Source organism: Quyinboa ferrireducens (assembly GCF_042436675.1).
GTDB lineage: Bacteria > Bacteroidota > Bacteroidia > Bacteroidales > UBA5342 > JBHJHP01.
In genome coordinates this window covers 35,798-54,700 of the sequence record NZ_JBHMVA010000017.1, presented here as the reverse complement: position 1 = coordinate 54,700, position 18,903 = coordinate 35,798, and the positions used below count along the sequence as shown (strand labels likewise).

19 protein-coding genes are annotated in these 18,903 nt (G+C 39.4%); 10 read left to right on the top strand and 9 right to left on the bottom strand.

Features of this window, described 5'->3' with window-relative positions:
- Positions 1-22 precede the first annotated feature (22 nt).
- From ACE01N_RS18195 to ACE01N_RS18185, 3 genes are all read left to right on the top strand, one after another.
- The gene (locus ACE01N_RS18195; protein ID WP_380592077.1) at positions 23-3,037 is read left to right on the top strand and encodes a glycoside hydrolase; all 3,015 of its coding nucleotides are present in this window, start codon (positions 23-25) and stop codon (positions 3,035-3,037) included.
- Between the two features lie 126 nt (positions 3,038-3,163).
- Positions 3,164-3,568 (top strand): hypothetical protein, encoded by a 405-nt coding sequence (locus ACE01N_RS18190; RefSeq protein WP_375727138.1) that lies wholly within the window; start codon positions 3,164-3,166, stop codon positions 3,566-3,568.
- A 6-nt stretch (positions 3,569-3,574) separates the two neighbouring features.
- Positions 3,575-4,279 carry an RluA family pseudouridine synthase gene (locus ACE01N_RS18185; RefSeq protein WP_380592075.1) on the top strand — a complete coding sequence of 235 codons (705 nt, stop codon included), beginning with the start codon at positions 3,575-3,577 and terminating at the stop codon, positions 4,277-4,279.
- Positions 4,280-4,307: 28 nt separating this feature from the next.
- On the opposite strand, the gene trxA is transcribed toward ACE01N_RS18185, so the two are convergent.
- Genes trxA through ACE01N_RS18165 form a run of 4 tightly spaced genes read right to left on the bottom strand, consistent with a single transcriptional unit; the run spans position 4,308 to position 5,736 of the window.
- Positions 4,308-4,718, bottom strand: coding sequence for a thioredoxin (gene trxA / locus ACE01N_RS18180; protein ID WP_380592074.1), 411 nt, complete (start codon positions 4,716-4,718; stop codon positions 4,308-4,310).
- Positions 4,719-4,720: 2 nt separating this feature from the next.
- Entirely contained in the window at positions 4,721-4,858 is a 138-nt protein-coding gene (locus tag ACE01N_RS18175; RefSeq protein ID WP_380592072.1) for a hypothetical protein, read from the bottom strand.
- Complete coding sequence (locus ACE01N_RS18170) at positions 4,848-5,135, bottom strand: co-chaperone GroES (protein ID WP_380592070.1); 288 nt, start codon at positions 5,133-5,135, stop codon at positions 4,848-4,850. The genes ACE01N_RS18175 and ACE01N_RS18170 overlap by 11 nt, the downstream gene beginning before the upstream one ends.
- 19 nt (positions 5,136-5,154) lie before the next feature.
- Positions 5,155-5,736: a glutaredoxin family protein gene (locus ACE01N_RS18165; RefSeq protein WP_380592067.1), complete on the bottom strand. Its 582-nt coding sequence runs from the start codon at positions 5,734-5,736 to the stop codon at positions 5,155-5,157.
- A 249-nt stretch (positions 5,737-5,985) separates the two neighbouring features.
- On the opposite strand from ACE01N_RS18165, the gene nhaA reads away from it, so the two are divergent.
- Together nhaA and ACE01N_RS18155 are read left to right on the top strand one after the other, a co-directional pair.
- Positions 5,986-7,308, top strand: coding sequence for a Na+/H+ antiporter NhaA (gene nhaA, locus ACE01N_RS18160; protein ID WP_380592065.1), 1,323 nt, complete (start codon positions 5,986-5,988; stop codon positions 7,306-7,308).
- A gap of 12 nt (positions 7,309-7,320) precedes the next feature.
- Positions 7,321-8,319, top strand: a complete 999-nt coding sequence (locus ACE01N_RS18155; RefSeq protein ID WP_380592063.1) for an alpha/beta fold hydrolase — start codon at positions 7,321-7,323, stop codon at positions 8,317-8,319.
- Between the two features lie 10 nt (positions 8,320-8,329).
- Here the strand turns inward: ACE01N_RS18155 and kdsA are convergent, their stop codons facing one another.
- Together kdsA and ACE01N_RS18145 are read right to left on the bottom strand one after the other, a co-directional pair.
- Positions 8,330-9,145 (bottom strand): 3-deoxy-8-phosphooctulonate synthase, encoded by an 816-nt coding sequence (gene kdsA, locus ACE01N_RS18150; protein WP_380592061.1) that lies wholly within the window; start codon positions 9,143-9,145, stop codon positions 8,330-8,332.
- Positions 9,138-10,415 (bottom strand): replication-associated recombination protein A, encoded by a 1,278-nt coding sequence (locus ACE01N_RS18145; protein ID WP_375727129.1) that lies wholly within the window; start codon positions 10,413-10,415, stop codon positions 9,138-9,140. The genes kdsA and ACE01N_RS18145 overlap by 8 nt, the downstream gene beginning before the upstream one ends.
- 207 nt (positions 10,416-10,622) lie before the next feature.
- On the opposite strand from ACE01N_RS18145, the gene ACE01N_RS18140 reads away from it, so the two are divergent.
- A complete protein-coding gene (locus tag ACE01N_RS18140) occupies positions 10,623-11,138 on the top strand; it encodes a DUF6265 family protein (protein ID WP_380592059.1) in 516 nt (171 codons plus the stop codon).
- 57 nt (positions 11,139-11,195) lie between these two features.
- Here ACE01N_RS18140 and ACE01N_RS18135 read toward each other — a convergent pair whose 3' ends face one another.
- Positions 11,196-11,960, bottom strand: coding sequence for an exodeoxyribonuclease III (locus ACE01N_RS18135; protein WP_380592057.1), 765 nt, complete (start codon positions 11,958-11,960; stop codon positions 11,196-11,198).
- Positions 11,961-12,142: 182 nt separating this feature from the next.
- On the opposite strand from ACE01N_RS18135, the gene ACE01N_RS18130 reads away from it, so the two are divergent.
- Both ACE01N_RS18130 and ACE01N_RS18125 read left to right on the top strand, forming a co-directional pair.
- Positions 12,143-12,688 carry a glutathione peroxidase gene (locus tag ACE01N_RS18130; protein ID WP_438826952.1) on the top strand — a complete coding sequence of 182 codons (546 nt, stop codon included), beginning with the start codon at positions 12,143-12,145 and terminating at the stop codon, positions 12,686-12,688.
- Between the two features lie 59 nt (positions 12,689-12,747).
- The gene (locus ACE01N_RS18125; RefSeq protein WP_380592055.1) at positions 12,748-13,626 is read left to right on the top strand and encodes a carbon-nitrogen hydrolase; all 879 of its coding nucleotides are present in this window, start codon (positions 12,748-12,750) and stop codon (positions 13,624-13,626) included.
- A 9-nt stretch (positions 13,627-13,635) separates the two neighbouring features.
- Here the strand turns inward: ACE01N_RS18125 and ACE01N_RS18120 are convergent, their stop codons facing one another.
- Together ACE01N_RS18120 and ACE01N_RS18115 are read right to left on the bottom strand one after the other, a co-directional pair.
- Positions 13,636-14,025, bottom strand: a complete 390-nt coding sequence (locus ACE01N_RS18120; protein WP_380592053.1) for a hypothetical protein — start codon at positions 14,023-14,025, stop codon at positions 13,636-13,638.
- A 45-nt stretch (positions 14,026-14,070) separates the two neighbouring features.
- Entirely contained in the window at positions 14,071-15,159 is a 1,089-nt protein-coding gene (locus ACE01N_RS18115; RefSeq protein ID WP_380592051.1) for an EFR1 family ferrodoxin, read from the bottom strand.
- 110 nt (positions 15,160-15,269) lie between these two features.
- On the opposite strand from ACE01N_RS18115, the gene ACE01N_RS18110 reads away from it, so the two are divergent.
- Positions 15,270-15,743 (top strand): SRPBCC family protein, encoded by a 474-nt coding sequence (locus tag ACE01N_RS18110; protein ID WP_380592049.1) that lies wholly within the window; start codon positions 15,270-15,272, stop codon positions 15,741-15,743.
- Between the two features lie 312 nt (positions 15,744-16,055).
- Positions 16,056-18,887 carry an ATP-binding protein gene (locus tag ACE01N_RS18105; RefSeq protein WP_380592047.1) on the top strand — a complete coding sequence of 944 codons (2,832 nt, stop codon included), beginning with the start codon at positions 16,056-16,058 and terminating at the stop codon, positions 18,885-18,887.
- The last annotated feature ends 16 nt before the right edge of the window (positions 18,888-18,903 follow it).

Below are 18,903 nucleotides of genomic sequence, written 5' to 3'. Positions count from 1 at the left end.
TTTAGCGGAAAGCTAAAAATGAATGAAAAAATACGTCTACATCATAGCAGGAATACTCATCTCAGTTTTTTTTAAAATTTCTGCACAAGACATCACAATTAAACCAAATCCGGTCAAAGAATATCAAACCATTGAAGGCTGGGGCTCATCCTTGTGCTGGTGGGCTCATATGGTGGGACAATGGGACGATGAAGCCAAAATTGATGAAATAGTTGATCTGATCACTTCACCGGATAAGCTCAATATGAACATCTTTCGCTATAATATCGGAGGCGGCGATGATCCCTCCCACTATTCCACGCCGGGAAATCCGGGACATATGGCAGACGGTAAAGGTGTGCGCGCCGAGATGGAAGGATTTAAACCGGGTGAAAATGAACCTTATGACTGGACCGCCGATGCCGGACAACGCAAAATAATGCTCAAAATCAAAGCGAAACGGCCGGATGCCATTTTTGAAGCATTTTCTAATTCACCACCTTACTGGATGACTTACAGCGGTTGTTCTGCCGGAAATAATCCTGCCGGTTCAGACAACCTTAAACCGGAATATTACGGACAGTTCAGCGATTATCTAATTGAGGTCTGCAAACATTACAAAAACACATACGGCATTGAATTTAAAACACTGGAACCGTTTAACGAATCGCTCAGTAGTTACTGGGGTTACCTCGGCGGACAGGAAGGCTGCCATTTTGATGCCTCCTCACAGATTGCCGTGATAAGGGAATTATATCCACGGTTACAGGCATCAGGATTAAATACGGTCATTTCTGCTTCGGATGAAACCAACATCAGTAGTTTTATATATGCCATGAATGCCTACATCACTGCAGGTGACATTATTCCAAAACTGGGACAGATCAATACGCATACCTACAGCGGCAGTGATCCGGAAAGGATAGAAGCTCATAACCTTTCACGCACGATGGGTAAAACACTCTGGCAGTCTGAAACAGGCCCAAGCGGTTTCAGTGGCAGTGGGATCAGCAATAATCTGCAACTGGCTCAACGTATGTTTAGTGACCTTACCATAATGAAACCGTCTGCGTGGATCGACTGGCAGCTGATGGAAGAATGGAATGATAACTGGTGCCAGATGCGCTGCAGCTTTGCCGATGAAACGTATTACACCGTAAAGAACTTCTATGTCAGAATGCAGGTCACCTGTTTTGTGAAACAAGGCTACCGTATCCTGGAGTCAGGAGCACCAAATATTTTGACTGCCATCAGTCCTGATAATAAGGAGCTGGTTATGGTGGTGCTGAACCAAACAAACACAGACCAAAACTTATCAGCTGATCTGTCAGAATTTGGAACGGTAGCTGCTTCTGCGACGGTTTACAGGACAAGCTCATCAGAAGACTGTTCAAAAAAACCGGATCAGGCTATAACAGAAAGTAAACTAAGTTATGTCTCACCGGCTCAAAGCATCACAACCTTTATCGTTCCGGTAACTTTTACGAATTACGCTCAGTTCAGATTAACAGAAGGCATAACCTTCGAGGATCAAAATACGGAGGGCTTTACCGGGACTTCCGTACAACTATCTGAAAATGGGGCAAAAAGCGAACTGAACAGCAGCCGTTTTACGCTCTCAGCAGACGATAATGTGATCAGCTATGAAACCGGACAGAGTTTTGTTACGACACCGGAATACCGCTATCTGCATATCATGACCAGGTCGGGCATTCACAATTCTTCGCAAACGGCAACCGGTGATACAATTTTACTGGAATCAACTGATACCTGGCAGGATCAGGTCATCGATTTTGGCATCAATACTTCATTTTCAAAACTGGTATTTAAAGGTGTTGATCCGGGAAACCCGCTTTTTATAGACAACCTGATCATAAACAATGATCCTGATCCAAGAGGAGTAACTGAGGTGGCTCCTTTTTTTGATTTTGAATCTGCTTCCGGTGTACCTGTAATAAACAGAGTCCCATTCGAAAATGGTTCTGCTGTTCATGTTATTGCAAATTCAGATATCGTTGGGATGAATGTTTCGGGACATATTCTGGAATATCTGTACCCTATGGTGGCAAACCCAACTGTTAGTGAAGACACCTTATTATTTACCCTTTACGCTCCACTGAAAATATCAGAGGCAACCGCTTATTTTCACATGCTGGTTAAGTCTCCTGCATGGAAAATAAATGTTACCATAGGTAATATCAGCAGGGAAGTTTCTGTTACGCAAGGTGAATGGACAGATGTCGTCATCGATATTACGGGATTGTTAAACCAGGTTATCGGATCTGTTCAGATTTCGCCATTGGGATCGGTTAAATTGAATACGATTATGTATCTTGATGATATTACCTTTAATGATAATTCCGAACCCCTTACCTATGTTTTTGAAGCTCCGAAAAACGGTACCTATATCATTTACAGCCGGAACAGCAACAATGTCATTACCGTTAACGAAACTGGTGATGGTCTCATTCAGGATCTTCCTGATGATGGTTCTCAGAATCCGGAACAGCTTTGGGATTTCACTGCCACGGAAGGAGGTTACACTATCAGCAACACCGGTTCAGGTAAAGTGATGACTGATGAAGATGCTTATCTGCTGGCTTTAAACGAACCGGCGCCGGATAAAGACGGACAGGTATTTACCGTTTCTGAAACTGATGGTGGTTATGTAAAAATAGTATCAGTAAAAACAGGAAAAGCCCTTGATGTTGAAAGTGAAAGCACTGCAGCAGGTGCCAACATCGGATTGTGGGATTTTGGTTCAACTAATAACTACCACCGGCAATGGGCCCTGGTTAAAATAAATGGTGCAACGGGATTACACCTCCCTGAAAACGATGGTTTAAATTCAGTCCTTTTAATTTCAGAAAAGGGGAAATTATCGATCTATAACCTTCCCTCCTCTTCAAATTTAACCGTTTATACCATTAACGGAACAAAAATCAGGGAGCTTCAAAATGTGGCTCAAAATATCAGCGTCGATCTTAAACCCGGAATTTATATCACGAGAATACATACAAATACCGGTATTTTCAGTCTCAAAGGGATTGTATACTGACACAAAATTCCGGATTTGCCATAAAATATTTTTTTCTTCTATCGTTTATACTATTGTATTTCCGACAATTAAATTTCATGTACCTTTACACCCTTAAAAGTTTATAAACCAACAAACTCTGAAAACATGAAAAACAGAATCAGAATATTTGGAATTCCCGTTAATCAGAGAAATGTGGTTCGCTGGAAAATTTATATTGACCGTGCCAGGATGTATATCGGTTATATAAGTTTTATAATGCTTGGTTTTGTTTTTCTGAACTCATTTCAGAACGATGCCATCAGGACTTATCTTGATCAGAATAAATTGTGGATTTATCCTGTCATTATGGTTCTGTTTGTCGTTGTATCCTTATTTCTTGGCCGTATGGATACGAAACTTGGTATGCGGCGTGAAGAAATGCGCAACCAGGCGGCAGAAAACCCGGTGACCATGGAAATTTTAAATTCACTGAGAGAAATCCGGGAAATGCAAAAACAGATGATTGCAGATCAGAAAAGTATTGAAAAATCAGAAAACAAAACTAAATAGCGACACGTGCCGGACAAATATTCCAACAAAAATATTCCCAGGAAATATCAGCCCAGAGGATTGACTGTTCTATACGAAGATCAGGATATTATCGTGATCAATAAAATAAATGGATTGTTAACCATGAGTACGGGCAGGGACCATGAGAAAACCGCTTATTCACTTCTTACCGACTATGTAAAAAAAGGGAATAGCCATTCCAGAAACAGGATATTCATTGTGCACAGGCTGGATAAAGACACCTCGGGGATCCTGGTTTTTGCAAAGCATGAAAAAGCAAAACGCTTTTTACAGGATAACTGGCAGGATTTCAGTAAAACCTATTTAGCCGTTGTACATGGCAACCCTGATAAAAAAGAAGACATTATCACATCCTATTTAATGGAGAACAAATTGCACAGGATGTACTCAACGAATGATCAGAAAAACGGAAAATTTTCGAAGACCGGTTATAAAGTCATCAGGGAATCGCGCTATTTTAGTCTGCTTGAGATCAATCTTTATACCGGAACAAAAAACCAGATACGCGTTCATTTATTTGAAGCGGGCCATCCTGTTGTGGGTGACAAGATGTACGGAGAACGCGATAAAAGTATTAAACGTCTGGGATTGCATGCAGCATCACTCACGTTCATTCATCCTTACTCAAAAGAAAAAATGACTTTTGATTCAGAGCTGCCTGTCTATTTAAAATCGTTGCTGAAACAATAAAACCGGAATTACTTCCGGTTTTTGAATCTTATGCCAAACCAACTTCTTTAAGAATTGATTTTTTAGGTTTTACACCCATAATGCGCTTCACTTCCTTTCCGTTATCGAACAGAATCATGGTCGGAATGTTCCGGATGTTATATTTCTGCGCCAAAGCCTGCTGCTTATCCACATTTACTTTGCCAATGGTTATATTGCCCTTTTGTTCTTCAGCAATTTCATTCAGTGTTGGTGCAACCATTTTACATGGCGCACACCACGGTGCCCAGAAGTCCACCAAAACTTTTCCACTTCTGATAACGGGTTTAAAATTCTTGTTGTCAAGAATTCTGATATCCTTACTTGGAGCCACATCCTCCACATTTTTCATTTTTCTGTAACTGTAAGCGATGTACCCTATAATCAAGGCCAGAACGCCCAATCCTATATACCATCCCATAATTACTTATTTTCTTCCAGGTTAAACGACTCCGGCTCTTCGGAAACCAAACCAGCGTTCCCTTTAAAAACCCTTTTTAAAAACGCCCTGAATGAAATCCAAACGTGGATCATCGGGCAACTCTGACTATCAAATCTCATCTGTTTCCACAATTTTAGCGAGTATCTCAGAATACTGAATCAACAGGTATTTTTTCCCTTCAAATTCGGTTTCTGTTCCACCGTAGGTTTTATATAAAACTAAATCTCCAACAGAGATTTCAGCATTTTCAATAGTACTCATTGCCACCACTTTTGCAATGGTTTGTTTCTCTTTGGCCGAATCTGGAATAATGATTCCCGATGCTGTGCGCTGCTCATTTTTATCGTCGGTTACATCGAGCAACACATTCTGATTTACTGGTTGTAATTCTCTCATGTTATAATAGTTTTTGTTTTTATCCCTGTAAGCCTAATAACTCATTTATCCGGGCTTTGTTGAACCCAACAATTATTTCTCCGTTAATATCCGTCTGAGGAACACCCTGCTGTCCGGTTCTGCGGACAAGTTCTTCCGCTGCTTTAGGATCACGGGAAACATCCACATCGGTATATCTTACCCTTTGATTTTTTAGATATGTTTTTAACGTGTTGCACCAGGAACATGTTGGTGTGGAATACACTGTTACCCTTTTTTGCGGTTTCCCTTCCTTTTTTACTTCTGCAAAATAAACAGCATCTTCAAATAATGCCTTATAGTGTCCAGCATTGTTACAGCCTTTCACAACATTCTTAAATGAACCATTCTCAAACTCAAGCAAAGTGGGAACCGAGGTGATACCAAACTCTGTGTGAATATCCCTTACCATTGTCACATCAGCATAATAAAGGTTCAAACCTTCCACATTCTCACTGCCTTCAGCAATATGCCCAAACGCACATTCACTTTGTTCCGTACCTTTTTTGTACAGTAACAGGTAGGCTTTGTCTTTCCCTGATATTGCGTCCTTTAATTCCGAAAAAGAATTGATCTGTATCATAATTCTACCTCCTATTTTTTCCGATCACAAATTTATTTGAATCATAGCATTTCATCAATACTATACCGAGCGATTATAACCGGTTCACATATGAAATTTTACAGGAAAAAAGCTGTAAAATTTCAATTTTATAAAAATGGTTAAAAGCTTTACGACTAAGTACTCTGGCAGAACCTTTTTAAAGTATTTCCTGTTATAGATGTATAACTTACTATGGACTAACACATTGTAAACATAATCTGCACATAAATGGGTACAAAACAACCGGACAATTTCATAAAAGAGGTCATAATTACGCCAATACAGAAATTCACAAAGATTGAAAGTTTTAGTGGGATATTGCTTTTTTCAGCAACAGTTATTGCACTGATCCTGGCAAACTCACCTGTTGGAGAATCTTTTAACAATATCTGGCAATATAAAATCGGGATCAGTTCAAAAGAATTTCACCTGGTAAAGCCTCTGATCCTATGGATTAACGACGGCTTAATGGCCATATTCTTTTTTGTCATCGGGCTGGAGATAAAGCGGGAACTTATGATTGGTGAGTTGAACACCATGAAAAAAGCCTCCCTTCCATTATTTGCAGCCGTTGGAGGGATGATCATTCCTGTTTCCATATATTTATTGTTCAATACATCTCCCGAAACACATAGTGGCTGGGGGATTCCTATGGCTACAGACATTGCTTTTTCGCTGGCAATTCTAACATTACTTGGTAAAAGGGTTCCTGCCAGTCTTAAAATTTTCCTTACAGCATTTGCCATTGTGGACGACCTTGGTGCTGTTCTGGTCATTGCACTTTTTTACAGTGAAGAAATTAAATGGATGCTCTTGCTTTATGCCATGATCCTGTTTGTTATCCTTTTAATTCTCTCCAAAAGAAATCTGTACTCTAATTATCTTTTGGTAATCGCTGGTGCCGTAATATGGTATCTGTTCCTTAAAGCGGGAATTCATCCAACCATAGCAGGTGTATTGCTGGCATTTACTGTACCAATAAGCCAGAAGATTGATATTAAAACATACAACGAAAAATTAAAAGGCATAGTGGCCAGAATTGCACGAACCGAGGACAATGATAAGCCAATATTAAAACACGAACATCTTGACGCTGTGGATCAACTGGAAGAACTGACTGCAAAAGTGCATTCCCCGCTTCAACATTTGGAGCATAAACTGCACAACTGGGTGGCATATTTTATTATGCCGGTATTTGCATTTTCAAATTCCGGGGTTATAATCAGCAGTGAATTTCAACCGGACGTACCATTGATCGGGCAGATTTCTGCAGGTTTGATTTTAGGTAAAAGCATAGGTATATCACTGTTTTCGTGGTTGGCAATCAAACTGGGAATAGCTGAAAGACCAGCAAGTGCTGATTTTAAACAAATCGTCGGAATAGCTTTTCTGGCCGGCGTTGGTTTTACAATGTCCATCTTTATTGCAAACCTTGCATTCAGCAGCCAGATATTATTGCTCGATTCTGCGAAAATTGGAATTCTGGTGGGTTCACTGATATCAGGTATTGTCGGTTATTTACTTTTAAGAAAGTATACATCCAGAGTATAAAACAAGATAATTATGAAACAACTTATATTTTCCATAATTTTTCTATTCTCCTGTTTAAACTTTTTTGCGCAACAGGATTCACTTCAGTGGCTCGATATTGAACTTGCCAACTACGACTATCCCTATCCGTTCAGCCACATTCAGTTGGATATTCAGAATCAGCATCTTCAAATGGCTTATATGGATGTTAAACCTGAACATTACAACGGCAAAAACATCATGCTTTTACACGGTAAAAATTTCAATGGCGCCTACTGGGGCACCACGATTAAAGCGCTGACTAAAGCAGGCTACCGTGTTATTGTTCCGGATCAGATTGGCTTTGGAAAATCTTCCAAGCCGGAACATTTTCAATATTCCTTTCAACAGCTGGCCATGAATACAAAAGCAGTACTGGATTCCATTGGCATAAAACGGACTGCTGTTTTGGGTCATTCTATGGGAGGTATGCTGGCCACACGCTTTACGCTGATGTATCCCGGCAGCGTTGATAAGCTGGTTCTGGAGAACCCTATCGGTCTGGAAGACTGGAAACTTGTTGTTCCGTACAAACCAATTGAATGGTGGTACAACAACGAACTTCACAAAGATTATGATAAAATAAAGGCATATCAGCTCAACAGCTACTATGATGGCAAATGGAAAAAAGAATATGATGAATGGGTGAATCTACTGGCCGGATGGACGCTCAATTCAGATTATAAACGTATTGCATGGAATGCAGCATTAACCTACGATATGATATTTACTCAGCCGGTGCTGTATGAATTTCAGAACATTGAAGTTCCTACTCTGCTTATTATCGGAACACGGGACAGAACTGCTCTGGGAAAACCACTTGTCTCTGACTCTGTGAGAAAGACCATGGGCTTGTATAACAAACTCGACAAAAAAACACAGCAGACAATTCCGGATTGTAAACTTGTGGAAATTCCAAATATTGGTCACTTACCCCATGTAGAGAGCTTTGAAGAATTTATTGCTCCACTGAAGACATTTCTGAAAGAATAGTACGGAGTTGCTAAAGTGCTTTTCTGATCCGAACCAGTTTTTCCAGCAGGGGTTCAAGCAAAGCCAGATCCAACATGTTGGCACCATCTGATTTTGCAGTAGAAGGATCGTGATGCGTTTCCAAAAACAAGCCATCCACTCCTACTGCGATCCCTGCTTTGGCAATGGTCTCTATCATCTGAGGATTACCACCTGTTACCCCTGAACTCTGATTGGGTTGTTGCAACGAATGAGTTATATCCAGCACCACAGGGCACCCGGTCTTCTGCATTTCCGGAATAGTGCGGTAATCTACGATTAAATCGCTGTAGCCAAACATGGTTCCCCTGTCAGTCAGCATCACTTTGTCGTTTCCGGAATCAATCACCTTCTGCACTGCAAATTTCATGCTTGAACCGGACAGAAACTGTCCCTTTTTTATATTAATGGTTTTGCCGGTTTCCGCAGCTGCTACCAAAATATCCGTCTGACGGCACAGGAATGCCGGGATCTGGATCACATCAACATATTCAGCTGCCATTGCGGCTTCATTGGCTGAATGAATATCGGTAACAGTTGGAACATCAAATGTTTCTGAAACCTTTCTCAGTACTTTCAGTGCCTTTTCATCTCCTATTCCGGAAAAAGAATCCAGCCTGGACCGGTTAGCTTTTCTGTATGATCCTTTAAAAACAAACGGAATTTCAAGCTTATCCGTCACCTTTTTGATCGTTTCTGCAATCCTCAGTGCCATATCTTCACCTTCGATGGCACATGGTCCTGCCAGAATAAAAAAGTTACCTGAATCTTTATGTTTTAATTTGGGTATGTTCAACGCCTTACTCATGGTTGTATTTATTTTTCCAAAGGGATTTCATCCGTTCACTTATCTTTGTTTCAGATGCATTTTTCTGAGGTGTATAAAACTGTTTTCCTTTAATCTGATCCGGCAAAAATTCCTGATCCACAAAATTTCCGGGATAGGAATGCGCATATTTATAATCTGCTCCATACCCCAGTTCTTTCATCAGTTTGCTCGGTGAATTTCTTAAATGCAAAGGAACCGGCAGATTGCCTGTTTTCTGAACCAGACTCTGGGCATCACCAATGGCCATATATGCAGAATTACTTTTGGGTGAAGTGGCCAGGTATATCGTTGCTTCAGACAGCACAATCCGTCCTTCCGGCCAGCCGATCCGTTCAATAGCCTCAAATGCCGCGTTAGCAATAAGCAAGGCATTCGGATTAGCCAGTCCGATATCTTCTGCTGCCAGAATCACCAGTCGCCGGGCAATAAATTTGGGATCTTCACCACCTTCCACCATCCTCGCCAGCCAGTACACGGCACCATTGGGATCACTGCCCCGAACAGATTTAATAAATGCTGAAATGATATCGTAATGCAATTCGCCATTTTTATCATACATGGCAATATTGCGCTGCAACTTTTCAATGACCAGATCATCGGTCACCACAATTTTATCATTGAAATTAGCCGATATCAGTTCCAGAATATTCAACAGTTTACGGGCATCACCTCCACTCTGGCGAATTATTGCTTCATGTTCCTTAATCTCCCAATCCAGCTTTTTCAATTCTGAATCCTCTTTCAGGGCGCGATCCATGAGCTTTAGTATCCCGTCATTATCCAAAGGCTTAAGTACATAAACCTGACAGCGGGACAATAATGGAGAAATGACTTCAAACGATGGATTTTCGGTTGTAGCACCAATCAAAGTAAACACACCTTCTTCAACGGCCCCAAGTAATGAATCCTGTTGCGATTTGCTGAAGCGGTGAATCTCGTCAATGAATAAAATTGGATTTGGCCGGTCAAAAAACTGTGACTTACGGGCCTTTTCTATCACCTCCCGCACATCTTTCACCCCGCTTGACACAGCGCTTAAGGTGTAAAACGGCCGTTCCTGCTGATTGGCAATGATCTTTGCCAGGGTCGTTTTTCCAACTCCCGGAGGTCCCCACAGGATGAAAGAACTGATCTTGCCTGATTCAATCATTTCGCGCAACACCGCACCTTTTCCAACCAGGTGCTCCTGGCCGATATAATCGTCCAGAGATTTAGGACGCAAACGTTCCGCGAGTGGTTTTAAAGCCATAATTTAAAATGAAAAACAAAAATACAAATTCCAACTGAATCGGATCAATGATACTTAACTTTTCCAAAGTTTAAAACTTTGGAAAAGCTTATTCACTATCTTTTCAACAAACCGCTTTATGATATTTTTTAAAACTCCCCAATTCATAAACCACTCAGCAAAATAAATTGTTATAATTACATCAATTAACTTTAAAAATTATTTATAATGAAAAAACTTGCCTTTGCATTAGTGGCATTTTTTGTACTGCATCTTTACGCTTCAGGACAAAATGAATTTCCAAACACGATGTTCTATAACGATTCTGTTGGTTCACCAAAAGCGGATTTAAGTGTAATTGCCTGGCTACAGGGACACTGGCGTGGAGAAGCTTTCGGTGGCATAACAGAGGAAATATGGGCACCTCCTTTAGGTGGATCCATGATGGGCGCTTTTAAACTTGTATCAGAGGACAAAGTTACTTTCTATGAACTTGAAACCATATCAGAAGAAAACGAAACACTGATTTTAAGGCTTAAACATTTTCATTCCGACTTGAAAGGCTGGGAAGAAAAAGATAAAACTGTAGATTTCAAACTGGTGAAAGTTACATCTGACAAAGTTTACTTTGAAGGCTTTACTATAGAACGACTAAACAAAAATGAAATCAATATGTACGTTGTTATTGAAGATGACAATAAAACTGCTGAAGTAAAATTTAATTACCACAGGATGACTGAATAATCACGATCCCATTTACCTTTTCCAAAGTCTGAAACTTTAGAAAAGTATCTATCGGTTTTACTTCAACTCAATCGCTACCGGACAATGGTCGCTTCCCATAACGTCGGCCAGAATAGATGCATTTTTTACTTCCGGGATAAAACTTTCGCTGACCAAAAAATAATCGATTCTCCATCCGATATTCTTTCCTCGGGCACCTGCACGAAAACTCCACCACGAATAGGCATCTGTCTTATCCGGATAAAAATGACGGAAACTATCCACTAAACCACCCTGCGTAAACCGATCCATGCCATCAATCTCTTCCTGCATATAACCGGCACTCTTATTATAATTCGCTTTTGGCCGGGCAATATCTATTTCAGTATGAGCTACATTAAAATCGCCACACACTATGACAGGTTTCGTTTCTTCCAGTTTTTTAAGATAATTGAAAAATGCCAGATCCCATTCCTGCCTGTAACCTAACCGCTTTAATTCACTCCCGGAATTGGGGACATAAACAGAAATCAGATAAAATTTATCATATTCTGCACACAAAACGCGGCCTTCGTTATCGTGGTCATTAATACCAATACCTTTCGATACACTTATTGGCTCTGATTTAGAAAGGATTGCTGTTCCGGAATAACCTTTTTTTTCTGCGGAGTTGGAATAAATATGATAGCCTTCAAGCACTGCCAGCGCTTCTGCCACCTGATCATCCTGTGCTTTGGTTTCCTGCAGACATAACATATCCGGATTCATTACTTTTAAATCCTCAAAAAAATTCTTTTGAACAACGGCACGTATTCCGTTTACATTCCATGAGATTATTTTCATAACTGATATTTTAGTCAATATTAATTGTCATCATACAAATATATCAAGCAACTGCTATATTACAAACCACTATTATCCTTAAAGTGTTTAGTGCAGAACCATTTTGATGCTCTTAACCATTCTTAACCCATGTTGAACAAACATCACTGCACACCATATTGTTATAAGCTAAAACAATTGCAATGAATAAATTCTACATCACTTTAATGCTACTATTTACAGGTGTAGCTTACAACGTAAATGCTCAAAAAAGTTTCTATGATTTCAAAGTGGAAACCATAACCGGTGATTCAATCAGCCTTTCACAGTTTAAAGGAAAGAAAATTTTAGTCGTCAATACGGCGTCGAAATGTGGCTTTACGCCACAATATGAAGGTCTTGAAAAATTATACGACACCTACAAAGACGCCAACTTTGTAATCATAGGATTTCCCGCCAATAATTTCTTACATCAGGAACCCGGATCCAACGAAGAAATAGCGAAATTCTGTAAAATGAATTACGGAGTCACTTTTCCAATGATGGCGAAAATAAGTGTGAAAGGGAAGGATATACATCCGGTTTATCAATGGCTGACCACAAAAAAAGAAAACGGTGTTCTGGATACAAAGATCAGTTGGAACTTTCAGAAATTTCTGATTGATGAAAACGGGAACCTCGTGAAAACGCTTTCTCCCAAGACAAAACCTATGGATGAAGAAATTGTTGGCTGGATTAAAAGTTCCTGAAGCGCCATCGCTGTTTATAATTTCATAAAAAAAACCGAAATTCGCATAAAATTTAAATTATGAAGATCGGGATCGTACAGCAGTCCAATACTGTATCAGTTGAACATAACAAATTAAAACTGGCTGAAAACATCAGAACTGCAGCCAAACTGGGCGCACAACTGGTGGTTCTTCAGGAACTGCACAACAGCCTGTATTTCTGTCAGACCGAAGATACTGAAATATTTAATCTTGCTGAGCCAATTCCGGGACCTTCAACTGCTTTTTACAGCGATCTTGCAAAAGAAAATAACATTGTTCTGGTCACATCATTGTTCGAGAGACGTACAGCAGGTATCTATCATAATACAGCCGTTGTGTTCGATATTGACGGATCTATGGCAGGAAAGTACCGCAAGATGCACATTCCCGATGATCCTGCCTATTATGAAAAATTTTATTTCACGCCAGGAGATTTGGGTTTCGAACCCATCAATACTTCACTGGGACGATTGGGAGTTTTGGTTTGCTGGGATCAGTGGTACCCCGAAGCAGCACGTGCGATGGCTCTAAAAGGAGCTGAGATACTGATTTATCCGACAGCCATTGGCTGGGAAAGTACAGATACCGAAGCAGAAAAAGAGCGGCAGCAAACAGCGTGGATTACAGTTCAACGCGGGCATGCTGTGGCAAATGGCCTGCCTGTTGTTGCAGTAAACCGAACCGGTTATGAACCGGATCCTTCAGGGCAAACCAATGGCATACAGTTCTGGGGCACTTCCTTTGTTGCCGGACCGCAGGGTGAACTTTTGTATAAAGCTCCGGCTGATAAAGACGTTATTGAGATTATTGATGTAGATATGAAACGTAGCGAAGACGTGCGACGTATCTGGCCCTTTTTCCGGGATCGCCGGATTGATGCATTTAACGATCTCCTGAAGCGTTTTGCTGATGACTGATTATAATAACTACTCCTCTTTCAGCTTTTCAATCGTATAACGTTCATAATTGTCTCCCGTTCCTCTCCAGAAAGTGAGTTTATCCTTGGAATAGGCATAGGTGTATGAACCTGATAAAATAAGTGACCAGTCAAAATCAGCCGTCCAGACGCATTCATCATCAAACTGAATGGTATAATCATCCCATCCAACCGTTCCGTGACAAATAGCAGGAAACCGATCTGCTTCACTCCCACCTTCAAAAGTAAAATCTTTAATATTTAACGTAATCGCAGTTGTTGAATCGCCACGGGTATAGGAGCCTGCATATTCGCCGTCAAGATCAGGCAAACTGTTTTTTGGATCACACGAAAAAAATACTGAAACCAAAATAATAAAAAGAGGTATTGTATATTTCATACTGCGTTTTCTTAAATGTGTAAATTAAGACAAAAAGCGTTGCATTTAAAACTGATTTTTACGAAGAATTTTTCCAGGCTGATATCGATTCCAAAGTTTTAGTCTGGTTAATGAGGTATATTCAATGATTATATCGAACCACTTAAAACGCTGTAAAAAATGAACAACACGATATGTGAATATAATCACTGCCATATACAAAGCAGAAAGAACCAGAAACCAAATGGTTCCGTTTTCGGTAATAAATCCCGGTAAAGTTATCCCAATCCGCTGTAACAAACCAAGCAGCAGTGTAACCACAGCCGTATTAGTGAGCGTAATTACACCAACTACCATTCCGTGAGCAGTTTCAATGGCCCGTTTTGGACAGGCATTCATGCATTGCATACAACTCTCACATTTCACAGTCCAGAATGGCCGGTTATTAACTAATTTTATGGCATTAACCGGACAATTTTTATAACACAATCCGCAATTATCACAACCTTTTGTAGCCACAAAGGTTTTGGCAATAAAAAACCTTCCTACAAAATAATATGCCAAAGCGACCGGAGTTAGAATCAGATCAACCGGAAGATCGAGCAAGGACCTGTACACCTTTCTGCCTTTCAGTATCTTGTGTGCAAAATCTTCTGTTTTTTTTTCACAACGGTGATGAATTTTCAATATAGCTTTTTCCCGGAGACCCGGATGCAGGGATATCCAGTTTGATGGTAAATCAATGGAACGCATGCCTGCTATTTTATACCCCTTAAGCCATAGCACCAATGCAGCAAGCAACAGGGCAATTCCACTCACACCGGGTAGAAACCACCGATTTAGCATAACGCCCGCTCTCGTGTTCATCAAAAATACATGACAGTCGCCTGGATTACGGGGAAATCTGAAAATGTATTTTACCATCAGTGGTGGATAATTAAATCCATGTGTCGGCGAAATAAACCCGATGTAAGAACCAGGTTCAATGCCTGGAATTATGTGCCGTTCCGATGAACCAAGATTATGTTGAATTACCTCAAATCCCTTTTGAGAAGCAACATCTGAAACCCATCCAGAAACTCTTTTTGCATTTCCTGTTCCCGAAAACCAAAACAGATCAACTCTCTTTCCTTTATAATCCGGTGATGCACTCATTCCCAAATGGTTTAACTTAATGTTCCACAGATTTATAAAGTACTAAAATTAATAAAATTCAGAACTTTTTATACCATATACAGGTTTATGTATCAAATAATCTGTTAACAATGCGTTTTCATACCATAAACAAATCCGTTGTCGTAAAAACGTCTCTTGAAGAAGCATGGGAATTTATACGTAACCCGGAAAATCTGAATCTGATTACTCCGGCAGATATGGATTTCAGAATCGTTTCGGATCTGCCTGATAAAATGTTTAATGGGCTTACAATAGCCTACAGGGTCAAAATTCCGGTTTTAGGAATTACCGACTGGCTCACTGAAATTAAACACATCCGGGAACCTTTTACCTTTGTGGATGAGCAACGTGTGGGTCCTTATAAGTTATGGTATCATTATCATGCATTGGAGGAAGTTGACGATGGGGTAAAAATAATTGACAAAGTACATTACCAGCTCCCTTTCGGCATTTTAGGACATCTTGCACACCTATTATTTGTCAGACGTACACTGATGAAAATATTTGATTTCCGCAATATTAAATTCAAGGAACTTCTTGAAAATAAAGAGCAGTCAAAATAAACGTCAATATTCATATCAACTCCATTCTTTTCTTAAAGTATGCCTGTATTCTCTATCCTCCACAGTAATTTTATGCATTTTAAGCCTGAATTTACCCACAACATAATTTTCATCATACAGGCAATATAGCCTGTCAATTATACTATATAGACTGAGGCTGAATTATACCTGCTAATTTGAAATATCCTTTTTTATTTTTATGTTTAACGTTAACTAAATTTTAACTCATATTTATGTGTTTAGATTAGTGCCAGTTAGGAGAGTTATGGTTTGGTATTAATGTCATTAATGTGCTATAAATTTATATATCTGATGAACGAAAAGATATTTGCATCTGATTTTTCCAGGGCTCCTTTTGGTTATGCAACACACAGAATAATTCTGGACAAACATAATAATCCCGTTGATTATCAATTTATTGAGGTTAATAAGAAATTTGAAGAACTGACTGGCATGTCTGCCAAAAAAATTATTGGCAAAACTGTTACACAAGTTTTACCTGGTATCGCCAACGATAAATTTGACTGGATCAGATTCTATGGCGATATAGCGATCAATCAGACATCCAAAGAATTTGAACAGTATTCTGTAATTTTGAATAAGTGGTACAGAGTCAGTGCATTTTCCCCTGAAAAAGAATATTTTGTAACTTACTTTACAGATATCACGAAAGATAAACAACAACTTGAAAATGACGCACTCATATTAGAATTATCCCGCAGCATGCTGTCCATAAATAACAGGACAATAAACTACAAAGAAATTACAGAAAACCTTCTTAAACTATCGGGAGCTAAATATGCCATATTCAATTTATATTCTGATGATCAGACAAAAATAGAGCATAAAGCAGTCTGCGGCTTAACAGACCAAATAAACAAGGTATATAATAAATTTGGATATTCATTGCAAAACAAGCAATGGAATATTACCCCTGGCAAACTGGCTGAAATTGTAAGTGGTGAAAATCTGAAAAAAGTTTCAATGGATGAACTTGTTGACGGTCAGATTCCTCCCGTGTTATATAAGTCGGTTAATAAAATGCTGGGGCTTGGTAATATCTATTCAGTTCAGATCAGGCACGAAAATACTGTTTTAGGAGACTTTTTATTATTTTATGATAAAAACAAGGACCTTGAAAATACTGAAGAGGTTAAGACCTATGTAAATATTGTTGGGATTGCACTGGACAGGATCAAGGCTGAAGCAGCACGCGAAACTGAACTTAAGAGAAATAAAGAACTCCGTTTTTTTTACATGAGTGTAATTAATGCCATTCAGGATGGGATTTCGGTTGTATTACCTGATTTTACCATTATCAGTGCCAATGATAAAATCAGGAAATGGAATGAAAATGATGAAGTTATAGGCCGAAAATGTTATGATGTTTACAAAAACAAGAATAAACCTTGTAAGTCTTGCGTTTGCACGGAGGCTTTCAGGAGTGGTAAAATTTCGGTAAATGAAATTAGAGGCTTGTATGGGAATATTGATAATTTATATGAAATATCAGCCCTGCCTTTAACTGACCCTGCTACAGGTAAAATTACATCCGTCGTTGAACTCGTGAGAGACATTACTGAAACAAGAAGTGCCCAAAAAGAAATAAAAAACCAAAAAGAAAGGTTACAACACGTAATTGCAGGAACCAATATAGGTACATGGGAATGGAATGTTCAAACCGGCGAAACAGTGTTCAACGAACGATGGGCAAATATAATTGGATATACACTTGATGAACTTATGCCTGTTTCCATAAAAACCTGGAACCATTTTGTTCATCCTGATGATGTTGAGAAAAGTGAGGAGAGCATTCAACGGCATTTTGATGGTAAGGATGAATTCTATGAACAGGAATGCAGAATGAAACATAAAAACGGAAACTGGATATGGATCTTGGATAAAGGCAAGGTAGTTACCAGAACAAGCGAAGGAAAACCTGAATGGATGTTTGGAACTCATCAGGATATCACCGATCGCAAAAATTCTGAAAAAGAATTGCTAATAGCCAAGGAAAAAGCAGAAGAAAGTGATCGTTTAAAATCAGCCTTTCTTGCAAATATGAGCCACGAAATCAGGACCCCAATGAATGCTATCGTTGGCTTTGCATCTTTTCTGCATGATAAAGACCTGAATCAGGAAGAAATCCGAAAATATTCGGAATATATTATTTCCAGCGGAGACCATCTTCTGGAACTGATCAACGACATAATTGACATTTCCAAAATAGACGCAGGAGAGATCAGGACTACAATTGATGAAACAAACCTGACTGAACTGCTTCAGGAAGTATATGGCATATTTGAACCGCAAATGAAATTAAAACAGAAAGAGGGAAACATCATACTTGATGCTAAGATTCCTGAGGAAAATTTTTATGTACTTTCTGATATAGTCCGTCTACGACAAATCCTGTTGAACCTTATTAATAATGCTCTGAAATTCACACACGAAGGGAAGGTTGAATTTGGTTTTGAAGAGAACGGGAATGAAATTGTATTTTATGTACAGGATACAGGTATTGGTATATCGGAGAAGGATCAGGAGATTATTTTTGAACGTTTCAGACAGGCATCCGGATCAACCGAAAAAATATATGGTGGCACCGGCCTTGGTTTGTCTATCGCAAAAGCTTATGTAGAGTTATTAGGAGGCCATATGCATCTTACATCCGTTCCGGGAAGTGGTTCTACATTCAGTTTTAGCATTCCCAACAATAAAGTGGAGAAAGAAGCTGAGGTAACTTCAAAAAAGGAAACGGCTCTGCCGCTTGCATTTAATGGAGAACACATTTTAATTGCAGAAGATGACTTCATTTCGTTCAGTTATCTCAGTGAGATTCTGTCTAACTATAATCTGAAAGTAAGTCGTGCTGAAAGTGGTGAAGAAGCCATAAAATTAATATTGAATGATCCAACGATAAATCTTGTACTTATGGATATTCTGATGCCCGTAATGGACGGCCTGACAGCAACCAGGTTAATCCGTGAAAAACAGATTAATATACCGGTAATTGCACAGACAGCTTATGCATTTGAAAGTGACAGAGAAAGGAGCATTGGAGCAGGTTGTAATGAATATCTTTCAAAACCTATAAAAGAGCCGGTTTTAATAGATGTTCTTCATAAATTTTTAAAAAAATAAGCTACTGTCATGTAAA